General features: G+C 60.0%; 13 protein-coding genes and 1 rRNA gene. 10 read left to right on the plus strand and 4 right to left on the minus strand.

Going from position 1 to position 12,738, the window contains the following annotated elements:
- Positions 1 to 42: 42 nt before the first annotated feature.
- On the minus strand, positions 43 to 1,263 hold the full coding sequence (metK, locus tag FEU76_RS18285; protein WP_016915659.1) for a methionine adenosyltransferase: 1,221 nt from the start codon (positions 1,261 to 1,263) through the stop codon (positions 43 to 45).
- A gap of 240 nt (positions 1,264 to 1,503) precedes the next feature.
- Between metK and tkt the strand changes: the two genes are divergently transcribed.
- The 7 genes from tkt to FEU76_RS18320 all read left to right on the plus strand — a co-directional run bounded on the left by tkt (position 1,504) and on the right by FEU76_RS18320 (position 8,482).
- Complete coding sequence (tkt, locus tag FEU76_RS18290; RefSeq protein ID WP_039183571.1) at positions 1,504 to 3,495, plus strand: transketolase; 1,992 nt, start codon at positions 1,504 to 1,506, stop codon at positions 3,493 to 3,495.
- Between the two features lie 51 nt (positions 3,496 to 3,546).
- Positions 3,547 to 3,900, plus strand: a complete 354-nt coding sequence (locus tag FEU76_RS18295; RefSeq protein WP_081137895.1) for a CidA/LrgA family protein — start codon at positions 3,547 to 3,549, stop codon at positions 3,898 to 3,900.
- Positions 3,890 to 4,609, plus strand: coding sequence for an LrgB family protein (locus FEU76_RS18300; RefSeq protein WP_039183567.1), 720 nt, complete (start codon positions 3,890 to 3,892; stop codon positions 4,607 to 4,609). The genes FEU76_RS18295 and FEU76_RS18300 overlap by 11 nt, the downstream gene beginning before the upstream one ends.
- A 58-nt stretch (positions 4,610 to 4,667) precedes the next feature.
- Positions 4,668 to 5,705 carry a type I glyceraldehyde-3-phosphate dehydrogenase gene (locus FEU76_RS18305; protein ID WP_144984946.1) on the plus strand — a complete coding sequence of 346 codons (1,038 nt, stop codon included), beginning with the start codon at positions 4,668 to 4,670 and terminating at the stop codon, positions 5,703 to 5,705.
- 44 nt (positions 5,706 to 5,749) lie between these two features.
- The gene (locus tag FEU76_RS18310; protein ID WP_039183563.1) at positions 5,750 to 6,916 is read left to right on the plus strand and encodes a phosphoglycerate kinase; all 1,167 of its coding nucleotides are present in this window, start codon (positions 5,750 to 5,752) and stop codon (positions 6,914 to 6,916) included.
- A 40-nt stretch (positions 6,917 to 6,956) separates the two neighbouring features.
- A complete protein-coding gene (gene fba / locus FEU76_RS18315) occupies positions 6,957 to 8,021 on the plus strand; it encodes a class II fructose-bisphosphate aldolase (RefSeq protein WP_016915653.1) in 1,065 nt (354 codons plus the stop codon).
- 116 nt (positions 8,022 to 8,137) lie between these two features.
- Entirely contained in the window at positions 8,138 to 8,482 is a 345-nt protein-coding gene (locus FEU76_RS18320; protein ID WP_016915652.1) for a hypothetical protein, read from the plus strand.
- 11 nt (positions 8,483 to 8,493) lie between these two features.
- Here FEU76_RS18320 and FEU76_RS18325 read toward each other — a convergent pair whose 3' ends face one another.
- Complete coding sequence (locus FEU76_RS18325) at positions 8,494 to 8,811, minus strand: hypothetical protein (RefSeq protein ID WP_144984949.1); 318 nt, start codon at positions 8,809 to 8,811, stop codon at positions 8,494 to 8,496.
- A gap of 225 nt (positions 8,812 to 9,036) precedes the next feature.
- On the opposite strand from FEU76_RS18325, the gene FEU76_RS18330 reads away from it, so the two are divergent.
- From FEU76_RS18330 to FEU76_RS18340, 3 genes are all read left to right on the plus strand, one after another.
- Positions 9,037 to 9,735 (plus strand): HAD family hydrolase, encoded by a 699-nt coding sequence (locus FEU76_RS18330; protein WP_144984952.1) that lies wholly within the window; start codon positions 9,037 to 9,039, stop codon positions 9,733 to 9,735.
- 19 nt (positions 9,736 to 9,754) lie between these two features.
- Complete coding sequence (locus FEU76_RS18335) at positions 9,755 to 10,129, plus strand: translation initiation factor Sui1 (RefSeq protein WP_039183560.1); 375 nt, start codon at positions 9,755 to 9,757, stop codon at positions 10,127 to 10,129.
- Between the two features lie 61 nt (positions 10,130 to 10,190).
- Positions 10,191 to 11,099: a nuclease-related domain-containing protein gene (locus FEU76_RS18340; protein ID WP_096921712.1), complete on the plus strand. Its 909-nt coding sequence runs from the start codon at positions 10,191 to 10,193 to the stop codon at positions 11,097 to 11,099.
- Here FEU76_RS18340 and FEU76_RS18345 read toward each other — a convergent pair.
- Together FEU76_RS18345 and rrf are read right to left on the minus strand one after the other, a co-directional pair.
- Entirely contained in the window at positions 11,096 to 12,427 is a 1,332-nt protein-coding gene (locus FEU76_RS18345; RefSeq protein ID WP_096921713.1) for a deoxyguanosinetriphosphate triphosphohydrolase, read from the minus strand. The genes FEU76_RS18340 and FEU76_RS18345 overlap by 4 nt on opposite strands.
- Before the next feature lie 224 nt (positions 12,428 to 12,651).
- Positions 12,652 to 12,738: ribosomal RNA gene (rrf, locus tag FEU76_RS18350) — 5S ribosomal RNA — on the minus strand; the annotation flags it as partial.

Raw genomic sequence — 12,738 nt, forward strand, 5'->3', positions numbered from 1 at the left:
GGTAAGCCAGGGGCGTGAGGACAGCATCGAGCCAATCCGTGTTTACAAACCAGCCGCCTTGCGCAGCGCGTCGGCCTTGTCGGTTTTCTCCCAAGGGAACGCCGTAAACGTCTCGGTATGCTCTTCCCCTTTGTCGTCCGTCCAACGGTAGCTATGCTCGAACGGCTCGCGACCAAAGTGGCCGTAGGCAGAGGTCAGACGATACATCGGGTGCAGCAGGTCGAGCATGGTGGTGATCGCGTAGGGGCGCAGATCAAAGTGCTCGCGCACCAGTTCGACGATTTTCGCATCGTCGATCTTGCCTGTGCCGAAGGTGTCGATCGACACGGAGGTGGGTTCTGCCACGCCGATGGCGTAAGACACCTGGATCTCGCACTTGTCGGCCAAGCCTGCAGCAACCACGTTCTTCGCCACGTAACGGCCTGCGTAGGCCGCGCTGCGGTCTACCTTGGACGGATCCTTGCCCGAGAACGCACCACCGCCGTGACGGGCCATGCCGCCGTAGGTATCGACGATGATTTTACGCCCCGTCAAACCACAGTCGCCCACTGGGCCACCGATCACGAACTTGCCGGTCGGGTTGATATGGTATTGGGTATTCGCATCCAGCCACTCTGCGGGAATCACCTGCTCGATGATTTCGCGCTTGACCATCTTGCGCAGGTCTTCCTGGTCGATTTCAGGGTCATGCTGGGTCGACAGCACCACGGCATCCACGCCACAGGGTTGGCCTTCGGCATTGTAGCGGAAGGTGACCTGACTCTTCGCATCCGGACGCAGCCAGGGCAGCAGGCCATGCTTGCGCAGCTCGGCCTGACGCTCGACCAGGCGATGGGAGTAGTGAATAGGGGCCGGCATGAAGGAGTCGGTTTCGTTGGTGGCGTAACCGAACATCAAGCCCTGGTCACCCGCCCCTTGATCTTCGGGTTTGGTGCGATCAACGCCCTGAGCAATATCCACACTCTGTTTGCCGATCAGGTTGATCACGCCACAGGTGGCGCCATCGAAGCCTACCTGTGAGGAGGTATAGCCGATATCGGTGATCACATCACGCACCAGCGCTTCGAGATCGACCCATGCTGAGGTGGTAATTTCACCCGCAATAATGGCAACACCCGTCTTCACCATCGTTTCACAGGCAACACGCGCCTGCTTGTCACGGGCGATAATGGCATCCAGCACCGCATCAGAAATCTGGTCAGCAATCTTGTCAGGATGACCTTCGGAAACGGACTCGGAGGTAAACAGGGAATATTCGCTCATCGCGCACTCGACCCTCTGTATGACGGCTGCTTCATTATGACCGCAGCATCAGCAGGAAATCATGGCAGGAGGTTCCCTGCCCGTATATAGAAGCAGAGCCTTTTCACTACTACTTCGGGAGGCAGAGTCTACACGCTGTTGGGGGTTCTTCCCAGAACGCACCCCGAGAATTTGCCGCCGCCGAGGAAGTCAGCGACAATAGCGCCTTTATTCTTTCCGTTTTCAGGCGAGGAGCACCCCATGCCGTCCCGTTTTGAGCTGGCCAATGCCATTCGCGCCCTTTCCATGGATGCCGTTCAGAAGGCCAAGTCTGGCCATCCCGGCGCCCCCATGGGCATGGCTGATATTGCCGAGGTGCTGTGGAATGACTACCTCAAGCACAACCCCGAAGACCCCAAGTGGGCCGATCGCGACCGGTTCGTGCTGTCGAACGGCCATGGCTCCATGCTGCTCTACTCGCTGCTGCACCTGAGCGGTTACGAACTCAGCCTGGAACAGCTGCAAAACTTCCGCCAGCTGCACTCGCCCACGGCAGGCCACCCTGAGTACGGCTACGCTCCCGGCATCGAAACCACCACCGGCCCCTTGGGCCAGGGCTTCGCCAACGCCGTCGGCTTTGCCATTGCCGAGAAAACCCTCGCCGCACAGTTCAACCGCCCCGGCCACACCATCGTTGACCACCACACCTGGTGTTTCCTGGGCGATGGCTGCTTGATGGAAGGCATTTCCCATGAAGCGGCGTCCCTGGCCGGCACCCAGCAGCTGGGCAAGCTGATTGCCCTGTACGACGACAACGGCATCTCCATCGATGGCGAAGTCGAAGGCTGGTTCACCGACGATACCGCCAAGCGCTTCGAGTCCTACGGCTGGCACGTGGTGCCCAACGTCGACGGCCACAAACCTGAAGAAGTCAAAGCCGCCATCGAGCTGGCAAAAAGCCAGGACGACAAGCCGAGCCTGATCATCTGCAAAACCATCATCGGCTTTGGAGCGCCCAACAAGCAGGGCAAAGAAGAAGCCCACGGCGCACCGCTGGGTGACGATGAAGTAGCGCTGGCGCGCAAGCAGCTAGGCTGGGAGCATGCTCCCTTCCACATTCCCGAGCCCATTTACTCCGCCTGGGATGCTCGCGAAGCGGGTAAAGCTCGCCAGCAGGAGTGGGAAGGCCGCTTCGCTCGCTACACCGAAGCATTCCCCGAGCAGGCTCGTGAGTTCAAACGCCGCATGAAAGCGCAGCTGCCCACGGAGCTGGCCACCGAAGCATTGATGCAGCAGGCTCAGGAAAAGGGCGAAAGCATTGCCTCGCGTAAAGCGTCGTTTGAAGCGCTGAACGTGATTGGCCCGCAAATGCCGGAACTGCTCGGCGGCAGCGCTGACCTCGCGCCCTCCAACCTGACGTTCTGGAAGGGCGCCAAAGCGATCACTCCCGAAGATGCCAGCGGCAACTACCTGCACTACGGTGTGCGTGAATTCGGCATGGGCGCAGTGATGAACGGTATCGCCCTGCACGGTGGTTTCGTTCCTTATGGCGCGACCTTCCTGATCTTCATGGAGTACATGCGCAACGCCGTACGCATGGCGGCGTTGATGGGCCAGCAGGCCATTTACGTGTTCACCCACGACTCTATCGGTCTGGGCGAAGATGGCCCGACCCACCAGCCCATCGAGCAGCTCACCAGCCTGCGCACCACGCCCAACCTGAACACCTGGCGTCCCTGCGATGCGGTGGAGACGGCGGCGTCCTGGGATGCGGCCATCAAGCGTCACTCCGGCCCCACTGCACTGGTACTGTCGCGCCAGAACCTGCCGCACCAGCCGCGCACCAAGGCCCAGTTGGCCGCCATCCAGCGCGGCGGTTACGTGTTGAAGGATTGCGACGGCACGCCCGCGCTGATCCTGATTGCCACCGGCTCCGAAGTGGCGCTGGCCATGGAAGCCGCGGCCACGCTCGAGCAGCAGGGCAAGGCCGTGCGCGTGGTGTCCATGCCGTCTACTTACCGCTTCAACGGTCAGGACGCCGACTACCGCGAGAGCGTGCTGCCCAAAGCCGTGACCAAGCGCATTGCCATCGAAGCAAGCCACGCCGACTACTGGTACAAGTACGTCGGTCTGGAAGGGCGCGTCATTGGCATGACTACCTACGGTGAGTCGGCCCCGGCAGACGAGCTGTTCAAGCACTTTGGCTTTACGGTCGAGAATATCGTCAAGCAGGCCAATGAGCTGCTCGGCTGAGCTTGTCTCAGCCTGCCTGATCACGCCTGCACAGGCAGCGCGGGCCTATAGATGCCCGCGCTGAACGGCCTGCTTTGGCTGATCGGCTACTGGCTGGTCGGAGAAGCCGTGGTTCACTTCTCCGGCTTGCCCATTTCTTCTGGCGTAGTCGGCATGTTGCTGCTGTGCGTCACTCTGGCCCTTATCGGCCGTGTGCCCACAAGCCTTGCCGCCGCCGCCCAGCCCCTGATTGCACTACTGGCCATGCTGATCATGCCCGGGGTGGTCGGGGTCTTTTTCATTCTGGATCAATTGGCCGGACAGTGGCTGGCCATCCTGGCGGCACTGCTCCTGGGCACGCTGCTCAGCGTCTTGACTACGCTGTGGTTGCTCAAGCGTCTGATGGGACGTGAACATGGCCAGTGACACGCTCACCTTATTGACCGCAACGCCCTTGTTTGCCGTGGGCCTGACGCTCGCGGCTTACCTCTTGGGCACCGCGCTGTTCCGGCGGCTAGGCAACCCTGCCTGGCTACCCGCCATACTGATTGCCGCCTTGCTGCTGGCGGCCACGCTTGCCGTGCTGGGCTTGCCTTACCCCATTTACCAACAGGGGGCGACCTGGCTGACCGTACTGCTGGGGCCTGCCACCGTGGCACTCGGCATGCCTCTTTATCAACAGCTACCGCGTATCCGTGAGCTATGGCGCCCCTTGGCGGCTTGCCTGCCCGTGGCGGCGTCTCTGGCCGCCTGCTATTCCCTGGGGATTGCCTGGCTGCTCGGCGCCAGCCCAGAAGTACTCGCCTCCATTGCAGCCAAGTCCGTCACTGCCCCGATTGCCATCGGGATCACCGAACAGTTGGGTGGCAGCGTTGCCTTGTTGATGGGCGCGCTGCTGGTCACTGGCGTCGCCACCATCCCGATGGTAAGCCTCGCTGCCAGATGGCTGAACATTACCGACGAGCGCCTGCTCGGCTTCGCCCTGGGGCTCAACGGTCATGCCATTGGCACCGTCAGGGCCTTTGAGATGAGCCCCACTGCCGGTGCCTTTGCCTCCCTCGGGATGAGTTTGACGGGCATATTCACCGCGTTGCTGCTGCCGTTCGCCTGGGGACTGGTGGGAGCTGGCAGCTGAGCAACGGGCGCTGAAGTACGTTATCATCTAGCCACTTTTTTTGGGGCCGCTTCGCGACATGGCTAACGCAACCGCTAAGTTCCGCATTGCAATCAATGGGTATGGACGTATCGGCCAGTGCGTACTGCGTGCACTGGTGGAGCGCGGCCATCCCGATCTGGAAGTGGTCGCCATCAACGAGCTTTCCGACCTGGCCACCATCACCTATCTCACCCGCTACGACACCACCCACGGGCGCTTTCCTGGCGAGGTCGAGAATGATGGTGCCGCTCTGGTGATCAACGGCCAGCGCATTCAGGTGCTATGTGAGCGTGACCCCGATGCGCTTCCCTGGAAAGCCCTGGATATCGATCTGGTACTGGAGTGCTCAGGAAGCTTCAAGGATCGCGCCACGGCGGAGCGGCACCTGAAGGCCGGTGCACGGCAGCTGCTGTTTTCCCAACCGGCAGAAAACGACGTGGATGCCACCATCGTGTGGGGGATCAACGAGCATGAGCTCAGCGGTGCACAGCGTATCCTCTCGGCGGCGTCCTGCACCACGAACTGCCTGGTGCCCTTGCTGACGATACTGGATGAAGCACTGGAGCTGGAGCACGGTGTGACCACCACGATTCACTCGGCCATGAACGACCAGCCGGTCATCGACGCCTACCACCAGACCGACCTGCGTCTTACCCGCTCGGCGATGCAGTCCATCGTCCCGGTCGATACCGGGCTTGCGGTGGGCATCAGCCGTCTGATGCCAGCGCTGGCAGGCCGCTTCGAATGTCTGCACGTGCGCGTTCCCACGATCAACGTCTCGGCCATGGATGTCTCGCTTACCGTACGCCGCGACACCGATGCCCAGCAGGTCAATGCACTGCTGCGCGAGGCCAGCCAACAGCGGCTGGCGGGCGTGCTGGGCTATACCGAGGCCCCCATGGCCTCCATCGATTTCAATCACGACCCTCGCTCTGGCATTCTGGACGCCACGCAAACCAGAGTGGCAGGCAAGCGCCTGCTCAAGCTGCTGTGCTGGTTTGACAACGAGTGGGGGTTTGCCAACCGTATGCTGGATATCAGCCAGCGACTGGCAACGCTACGCCAGCGGGCATGACCGCCACGACCTTTCATTCGCTTGAACACGAGGAAACCGCTCACATGAACGTGCAAAAGATGACCGACCTGCCACTGGAAGGGCAGCGCGTACTGATTCGTGAAGACCTGAATGTGCCGATCAAGAACGGCCGTGTTTCCAGCGATGCTCGCCTGCGTGCTGCGCTGCCGACCATACAAGCTGCCGCCAAGGCGGGCGCCAAAGTACTGCTCATGAGCCACCTGGGCCGCCCCACGGAAGGTGAACCCGCTGACGAGTTCTCGCTGGCCCCCGTCGCCGAGCGCCTGGGCGAACTGCTCGGCAGCCCCGTCAAACTGGTCAACGACTACCTCGACACTGCCCCGACGCTGCAGAACGGTGACGTGGTACTGCTGGAGAACGTGCGCTTCAATCGTGGCGAGAAGAAAGACGACGAACAGCTTGCCAGGCAGTATGCCGCACTGTGCGACATCTTCGTCATGGACGCCTTTGGAACCGCTCACCGTGCCCAGGCCTCTACCCATGGCGTCGCGCGCTTTGCTCCCCAGGCATGTGCTGGCCCTCTGCTTGCTCAGGAGCTCGATGCCCTGGAGAAAGCGCTGGCCAATCCCGCACGTCCCATGGCGGCTATCGTCGGCGGTTCGAAGGTCTCCACCAAGCTGGACGTGCTGAACGCACTGTCCGAAAAATGCGATCAATTGATCGTCGGTGGTGGTATCGCCAACACCTTTATTGCGGCAGCAGGCTATAATGTGGGCAAATCGCTCTACGAAGCAGACCTGCTCGACCAGGCCAAGGCGCTGATGGCCAAGGTGAAGATTCCGCTGCCTACCGACGTGGTGGTGGCCACCGAGTTTTCCGAAGCAGCAGAGGCGGTGGTCAAGCCCGTCGATCAGGTGGCAGACAACGAAATGATTCTGGACATCGGCCCCGATACGGCGGCCCATCTGGCCAGCCTGCTCAAGGATGCTGGCACGATTCTGTGGAACGGCCCCGTAGGCGTGTTTGAAATCGACCAGTTCGGCAAGGGGACCGAGGTCATTTCCCGAGCCATTGCCGACAGTGCCGCGTTCTCTATTGCTGGAGGTGGAGACACCCTGGCGGCCATCGACAAGTACGCGATTGCCGACCAGGTCTCCTATATCTCGACCGGTGGCGGAGCATTTCTCGAATACGTGGAAGGCAAGCAGCTGCCGGCCGTTGCCGCGCTGGAAGCCGCTGCTCAGCGCTGACACTTAGAACCCTGAACATACAACCCAATAAGGTGACCCCATGGCTTTGATTAGCATGCGCCAGATGCTCGACCACGCCGCCGAATACGGCTACGGCATTCCCGCGTTCAACGTGAACAACCTGGAACAGATGCGGGCCATCATGGAAGCCGCTGACGCGACTGACTCGCCGGTGATCGTGCAGGCATCTGCTGGCGCACGCAAATACGCTGGCGCCCCCTTCCTGCGCCACCTGATTCTGGCGGCGGTGGAAGAGTTCCCGCATATTCCGGTCGTCATGCACCAGGATCACGGTACCAGCCCGGCCGTCTGCCAGCGCTCCATTCAGCTCGGCTTCTCCTCCGTGATGATGGATGGCTCCCTGGGCGAAGACGGTAAAACGCCGATGGATTACGACTACAACGTCGACGTGACCCGTCGTGCCGTTGAAATGGCCCATGCCTGTGGCGTCTCTGTAGAAGGCGAGCTGGGCTGTCTGGGCAGCCTGGAAACCGGCATGGCCGGTGAAGAAGACGGCATTGGCGCCGAAGGCAAGCTGGATATGGAGCAGATGCTCACCGACCCGGAAGAGGCTGCCGAGTTCGTCAAGGCGACCCATGTGGACGCCCTGGCCATTGCCATCGGCACCAGCCACGGCGCTTACAAGTTCACCAAGCCGCCCACGGGTGATACGCTCTCGATCCAGCGTATCAAAGAGATCCACGCTCGTATTCCGGATACCCACCTGGTCATGCACGGCTCCTCCTCGGTACCCCAGGAGTGGCTGGAAGTGATCAACCGCTACGGTGGTCAGATCCCGGAAACCTACGGTGTACCGGTGGAAGAGATCATCGAGGGCATCAAGCACGGAGTGCGCAAGGTCAACATCGATACCGACCTGCGTCTGGCCTCGACCGGCGCCGTTCGCCGTTTCATGGCCGAGAACCCATCAGAGTTCGATCCGCGCAAGTTCCTGAAAGAAACCGTCACAGCCATGCGCGATCTGTGTATTGCCCGCTATGAAGCCTTTGGCACCGCAGGCAACGCGAGCAAGATCAAGCCGATCAGCCTGGAAGCCATGTTCCAGCGCTACGAGCGTGGTGAGCTGGCGCCCAAGATCAAATAAGCAGCGCCTCGCGACGACATCAAGGCGGCCTTCGGGTCGCCTTTTTTATTGCAATGCAGCAATAATGAGCTATTACTAAACAACACCGCCCATTTCTTCACCAGGTAGCCTTCTCCATGAAGCACACCCCTCTGCCAATGCTGACACCGCCCCTGATGTTCCTTGACCTGTGGAAAGCAGGCATCATGGGCATGGAGCTATGGAGCTCGTCGCTCTCCACGATTTCCATGCGTCAGCAACTATGGCAAACACAGCCCTTTTTCAGTCCTGCCATGATGCGTGAAAACCAGCGCATGGTGACTGAAAAGATCGAGGCCAGCGTGGAAGCTGGCCTCATCATGCAAAAAGTCTTGTTCAGCGCCATGCGCGGTCAGTACGCGCCATGGTGGACAACCAGTCAACAAGCCATGAAGCCTTACCATCGGCGCAGCAGTGCCAACTCACGACGCTTGTCGCGTTAAGCGGCATCGCATTACTGATCGCTGCTTTGCTCTTCACTGCTCTGTTCGTCTTCACCTTGCAACATGGTGTCATCGGCGCTGCCGGTGCCCCCAGTGCCGCCTTCGGCATGCTCTTCATCATCGTCGCCAGCATCTTCCTGCGCTTGTGAGGCGGGCTGTTCGTCGCGCCGGACGGCCCCCGCCTTGATACCGTACGTCTCTTCCAGCGCCGCATCATCCAACGCTTCGTGCTGTCCATTCTCAGCCGCGGTGTCTGCCCACGCGCTGGCCGCGGCTACACACAAGGATGCACTCAAAACCCAAGGTAATAGCCAAGGGGATACTCGCATATCAATCTCCTTTTTCATGATGCATGACGTTGCACCTGTTTACTATAGCCGCTCTGAGGGATAAGCACCTGCCAGGGGCTTTCTCGACGTGCAGCGACTCCGCCATCGACGAAAACGTAAAAAATTATCAAACAGTGTTCACAAAGGAGCTAAAATCCCGTTCAATAGCAAGATGGCCGGCTTACCCCAACATGCGTAGTGCTTCAGGTACTGCAAGGAACTGACATGCCGCTTCCACTTTTGTTGTTTGACTGTGATGGCACGCTCGTCGATAGCGAACCTCTGCTTGCCGAAGAAATGGCACGCGGCCTCAATACGGTGGGGCTTCCCTTCGCTGCCTCCGACTATATGGGCGAATTTCGCGGCGCCCGCTTTCGCAGGATCGTCGCCGAGCTGCAGAACCGCCATGGTCAAGTCGACATCGAACAACTCGAGCGCATGGAGCACGATATGCGCGCCAACCTGGCCACGCGACTGACCAACGAACTCACCACCATTCCCGGGGCACTGGAAGCACTGGAAGCCTTGTCGCACTACCCCAGCGCGGTGGTTTCCAACGGCCCGGAAACGAAGATACGCGCGGCGCTGAAGGCCACGGGCCTGACCCATTACTTCGATAATCGCCTGTTCAGCGGCTATACCGCCAACTGCTGGAAACCCGAGCCGTGCCTGCACTTACATGCGGCCAGCATCATGGGGTTTGCTGCCGCACAGTGCATTGCCATCGACGATGCGCTGGTCGGCGTCAGGGCAGCACTTCAAGCGGGCATGACGGTGATTCATTTAAACCGCTTTCCAGATGCCGAAAATACCCCGGAAGGCGCTATCATGATCAGTAACATGTATCAGTTGCCTGCCGTTGTGGAGCGTTTGACCCGCGAGCGATGGCACACGGCAATGCCGCATCACTCGACAGCGAAATAACCCTCAGCAGAGACAAGACATGGCTTCATTACGTGACCAACTGGGTGGTCTGGTGTATTCCACCGAGCATGGCAAGACATGCCCCCAGTGCCGTGCCGCGATTGACGACTGCCACTGCGAAGACGCCAGCGAACAGGCACGATTGGCTACGTTGGATGGCATCGTGCGAATTCGACGAGAGACCAGTGGCCGCAAAGGCAAGGGTGTGACCACCATCAGCGGTATACCGCTGGCCCACGCGGAGCTGAAAGCACTGGCCAAGACCCTGAAGCAGCGCTGTGGCACCGGTGGCGCCGTCAAGGAGGGCGTGATCGAAATCCAGGGAGATCATCGCGAAACCCTGCGTGACGCGCTAACCTCCATGGGGTATCAGGTAAAATTGGCAGGCGGTTGAAGTATTGATGTAGCACCAATCGCTCTACTTCTGGTAAACGGCTCAAGGGCAAGGCATCGCAATGGTTTGGTTGGAATACCTGCTACCTCTCATTTTCCTGTTTCCGATGGCGGCAATGGGCGGTATCGTGCTGGCGCTGCGCAGTCTGCATGATGCGCGCGTGCAGTCTCCTTTCGATGCCCCGCTTCACGAGCCTGGGCAGGCACTGCGTTACCGGCTGGATCAAGCATTCTCGAGCCTGTTTCTAAACGGTACGCTAGGGCCTTTGGTGAGTCTGGCGCCCTTGGTCTACGGCATGGGCCGCATGCTGTTCGTGGAGCAGCAGGACTGGGTGGAGTGGGCACTGTACGGGCTGCTCAGCACGCTGCTGGTACTGGCGTTTTCACTGCTGCTGGTACGCGATTATCAGCGTATCCGTCGCCTGAAGCTGGGGCTGGCCTGCGAGCTGGCCGTTGGCCAGGAGCTGGAGCGACTCATCCGCCCGGAGGCACACCCTTACTATGTGTTTCACGACGTACCTACCGACAGCTTCACCATCGACCACGTGGTCGTGACGCCCCATGGCGTCTTTGTCGTCGAAACCCGCGCCAGAGCGCTGGCGATAGGTTCGGATGGCCGCGAGCTCAATAGCGTGACCGTCGAACGCGAACGGCTGCGCTTTCCCCATTGGCAGGAGCGTCGCCCACTGCACAAGACGCGTCAGGGGGTCAATTGGCTCACCCAGTGGCTGGAGCGACGCTGTGGGGTGCCTGTTCCCGTTCGAGGCGTGCTGGTGCTGCCTGGCTGGCAAATCGATACCAGCGAGGCAGCTTCGGACATTCTGGTGGTCAGCGGAGAGCGGTTGTCACGCCAGTTGAGCGAGCTTAAACCGGGCCATATGAGCGACGTCATCCATGACAAGGTCATCCATACCTTGCTGGAACGGGTACGGCTGATGGAGCTAAAACATTTGCGCCACCCGTCGGTTTAATCCCCGCGCAGCCGCCCACCCATCTCCTGGGCAAGGTCCACGGCGTAGTGGTCGGTCATGCCACCAATGAAATCCAGCATACGACGGTAGCTGTCGTAGAGCGTCCAGGAGGGCAGCGGCGTGTTTTCACCGATCAGTGCCAGCACGCGCTGATGCTTGAAAGAGCTTTGCCCGGTATGGTGTAACTCATGGGCAGCACCAATGAACGCCTCCAGCAGAATCCCCAGCGTGGTGTAGGCACCGATTTCCAGCTTGGCCTTGCGCTCGTTCTGGAAAATGCGTTCTCGAGCCAACTGCTTGGCAGACTGCACACCCCAGCCCAGATCCGGATGGCAAAGCTCCAGCAGGTCATCGCTCAAGGTACCGCTCAGCAGCGCCTGCTCATGCTGTACAAACACGGCCCCCACATCATTGACCGCACGCTCCATGGCTGCCCCCCGCAGTAGCGCGATACGGCGGCGCTGCGAGACACTCTTGCGCTGCATCTCTTCATACTCAGGGGGAAATTCGCCAGCAATCTGACGCAGTATTTCGACGACTTCTTCGTAACGCAGAATCCCCATTTCGAGGCCATCTTCCAGATCCAGCAGCGCATAACAGATGTCATCCGCCGCTTCGACCAGCCACGCCAGTGGATGACGGCACCAGCGCTGCTCGCCCTGAGGAATCAGACCCACGGCGTCAGCGACTTCCTTGAGCAACGCCTGCTCGGACTGATAACAGCCAAACTTGCCAGCGCGGCCACCATAGCGAACGGTCCAGGGATATTTCAACAGAGTCCCCAGGGTTGCTGCAGATAACCGCATGCCGCCGTTGAACTGGTTGTACTCGATCTGCGTAATGACACGAAATCCCTGAGCATTACCCTCATAGGTCAGCAGATCCTGGCGCTCCTGTTCGGAGAGCCCCTCCAGCAAGCCACTCCCCTCGGCACGGCGAAACCAGTCACGAATGGCATATTCACCGGCATGGCCAAAGGGGGGGTTACCGATGTCGTGGCCGAGACAGGCCGTTTGCACGATGACGCCCAAGTCAGCTGGGGTGATCCACTCAGGCAGCCGATCACGCAGCAACTCACCGACGATCATGCCCAACGAGCGGCCCACACAGCCGACTTCCAGGGAGTGGGTCAACCGCGTATGGATATGGTCATTTTCGGTAAGGGGATGCACCTGCGTCTTGCGCCCCAGGCGACGAAAGGAGCCTGAGAAGACGATGCGGTCATGGTCCTTGTGGAAAGGAGTGCGCCCTATTTCGCGGTTACTGCCGGGGCGCTTGTCATGCAAGCGCTGAGGGGAAAGTAACTGATCCCATTGCATTTGTGTCATCGGCACTCCTCCTTGGAGCCTTCATTCTGACATAAAAGCACCAGGTGTAGACAAATTTAACGCACAGCAAAAAGCCCCGAACACCGTGTGCTCGGGGCTTTCTACGAGATAAGTGCCTGACGATGTTCGGGCCGGCCACCCGGCGGGCGGCGCTCCGCTACTCTTCAGGGGGAGACCCCTAAAAAGCAAAACCCCGACCATAAGGCCGGGGTTTCGTAATAAGTGCCTGACGATGACCTACTCTCACATGGGGAGACCCCACACTACCATCGGCGCTAAGCGGTTTCACTTCTGAGTTCGGCATGGGATCA

The organism is Halomonas sp. C22 (assembly GCF_007655045.1).
Lineage (GTDB): Bacteria > Pseudomonadota > Gammaproteobacteria > Pseudomonadales > Halomonadaceae > Vreelandella > Vreelandella hamiltonii.

Excerpts from the sequence above, each read along its gene's own strand:
- FEU76_RS18305 (WP_144984946.1), top strand. The coding sequence starts at position 4,668 with ATGGCTAACGCAACCGCTAAGTTCCGCATTGCAATCAATGGGTATGGA.
- FEU76_RS18300 (WP_039183567.1), top strand. The coding sequence starts at position 3,890 with ATGGCCAGTGACACGCTCACCTTATTGACCGCAACGCCCTTGTTTGCC.
- FEU76_RS18325 (WP_144984949.1), bottom strand. The coding sequence starts at position 8,811 with ATGCGAGTATCCCCTTGGCTATTACCTTGGGTTTTGAGTGCATCCTTG.
- FEU76_RS18320 (WP_016915652.1), top strand. The coding sequence starts at position 8,138 with ATGAAGCACACCCCTCTGCCAATGCTGACACCGCCCCTGATGTTCCTT.
- tkt (WP_039183571.1), top strand. The coding sequence starts at position 1,504 with ATGCCGTCCCGTTTTGAGCTGGCCAATGCCATTCGCGCCCTTTCCATG.
- FEU76_RS18340 (WP_096921712.1), top strand. The coding sequence starts at position 10,191 with ATGGTTTGGTTGGAATACCTGCTACCTCTCATTTTCCTGTTTCCGATG.
- metK (WP_016915659.1), bottom strand. The coding sequence starts at position 1,263 with ATGAGCGAATATTCCCTGTTTACCTCCGAGTCCGTTTCCGAAGGTCAT.
- FEU76_RS18310 (WP_039183563.1), top strand. The coding sequence starts at position 5,750 with ATGAACGTGCAAAAGATGACCGACCTGCCACTGGAAGGGCAGCGCGTA.
- FEU76_RS18335 (WP_039183560.1), top strand. The coding sequence starts at position 9,755 with ATGGCTTCATTACGTGACCAACTGGGTGGTCTGGTGTATTCCACCGAG.
- FEU76_RS18330 (WP_144984952.1), top strand. The coding sequence starts at position 9,037 with ATGCCGCTTCCACTTTTGTTGTTTGACTGTGATGGCACGCTCGTCGAT.
- FEU76_RS18345 (WP_096921713.1), bottom strand. The coding sequence starts at position 12,427 with ATGACACAAATGCAATGGGATCAGTTACTTTCCCCTCAGCGCTTGCAT.
- FEU76_RS18295 (WP_081137895.1), top strand. The coding sequence starts at position 3,547 with ATGCCCGCGCTGAACGGCCTGCTTTGGCTGATCGGCTACTGGCTGGTC.
- fba (WP_016915653.1), top strand. The coding sequence starts at position 6,957 with ATGGCTTTGATTAGCATGCGCCAGATGCTCGACCACGCCGCCGAATAC.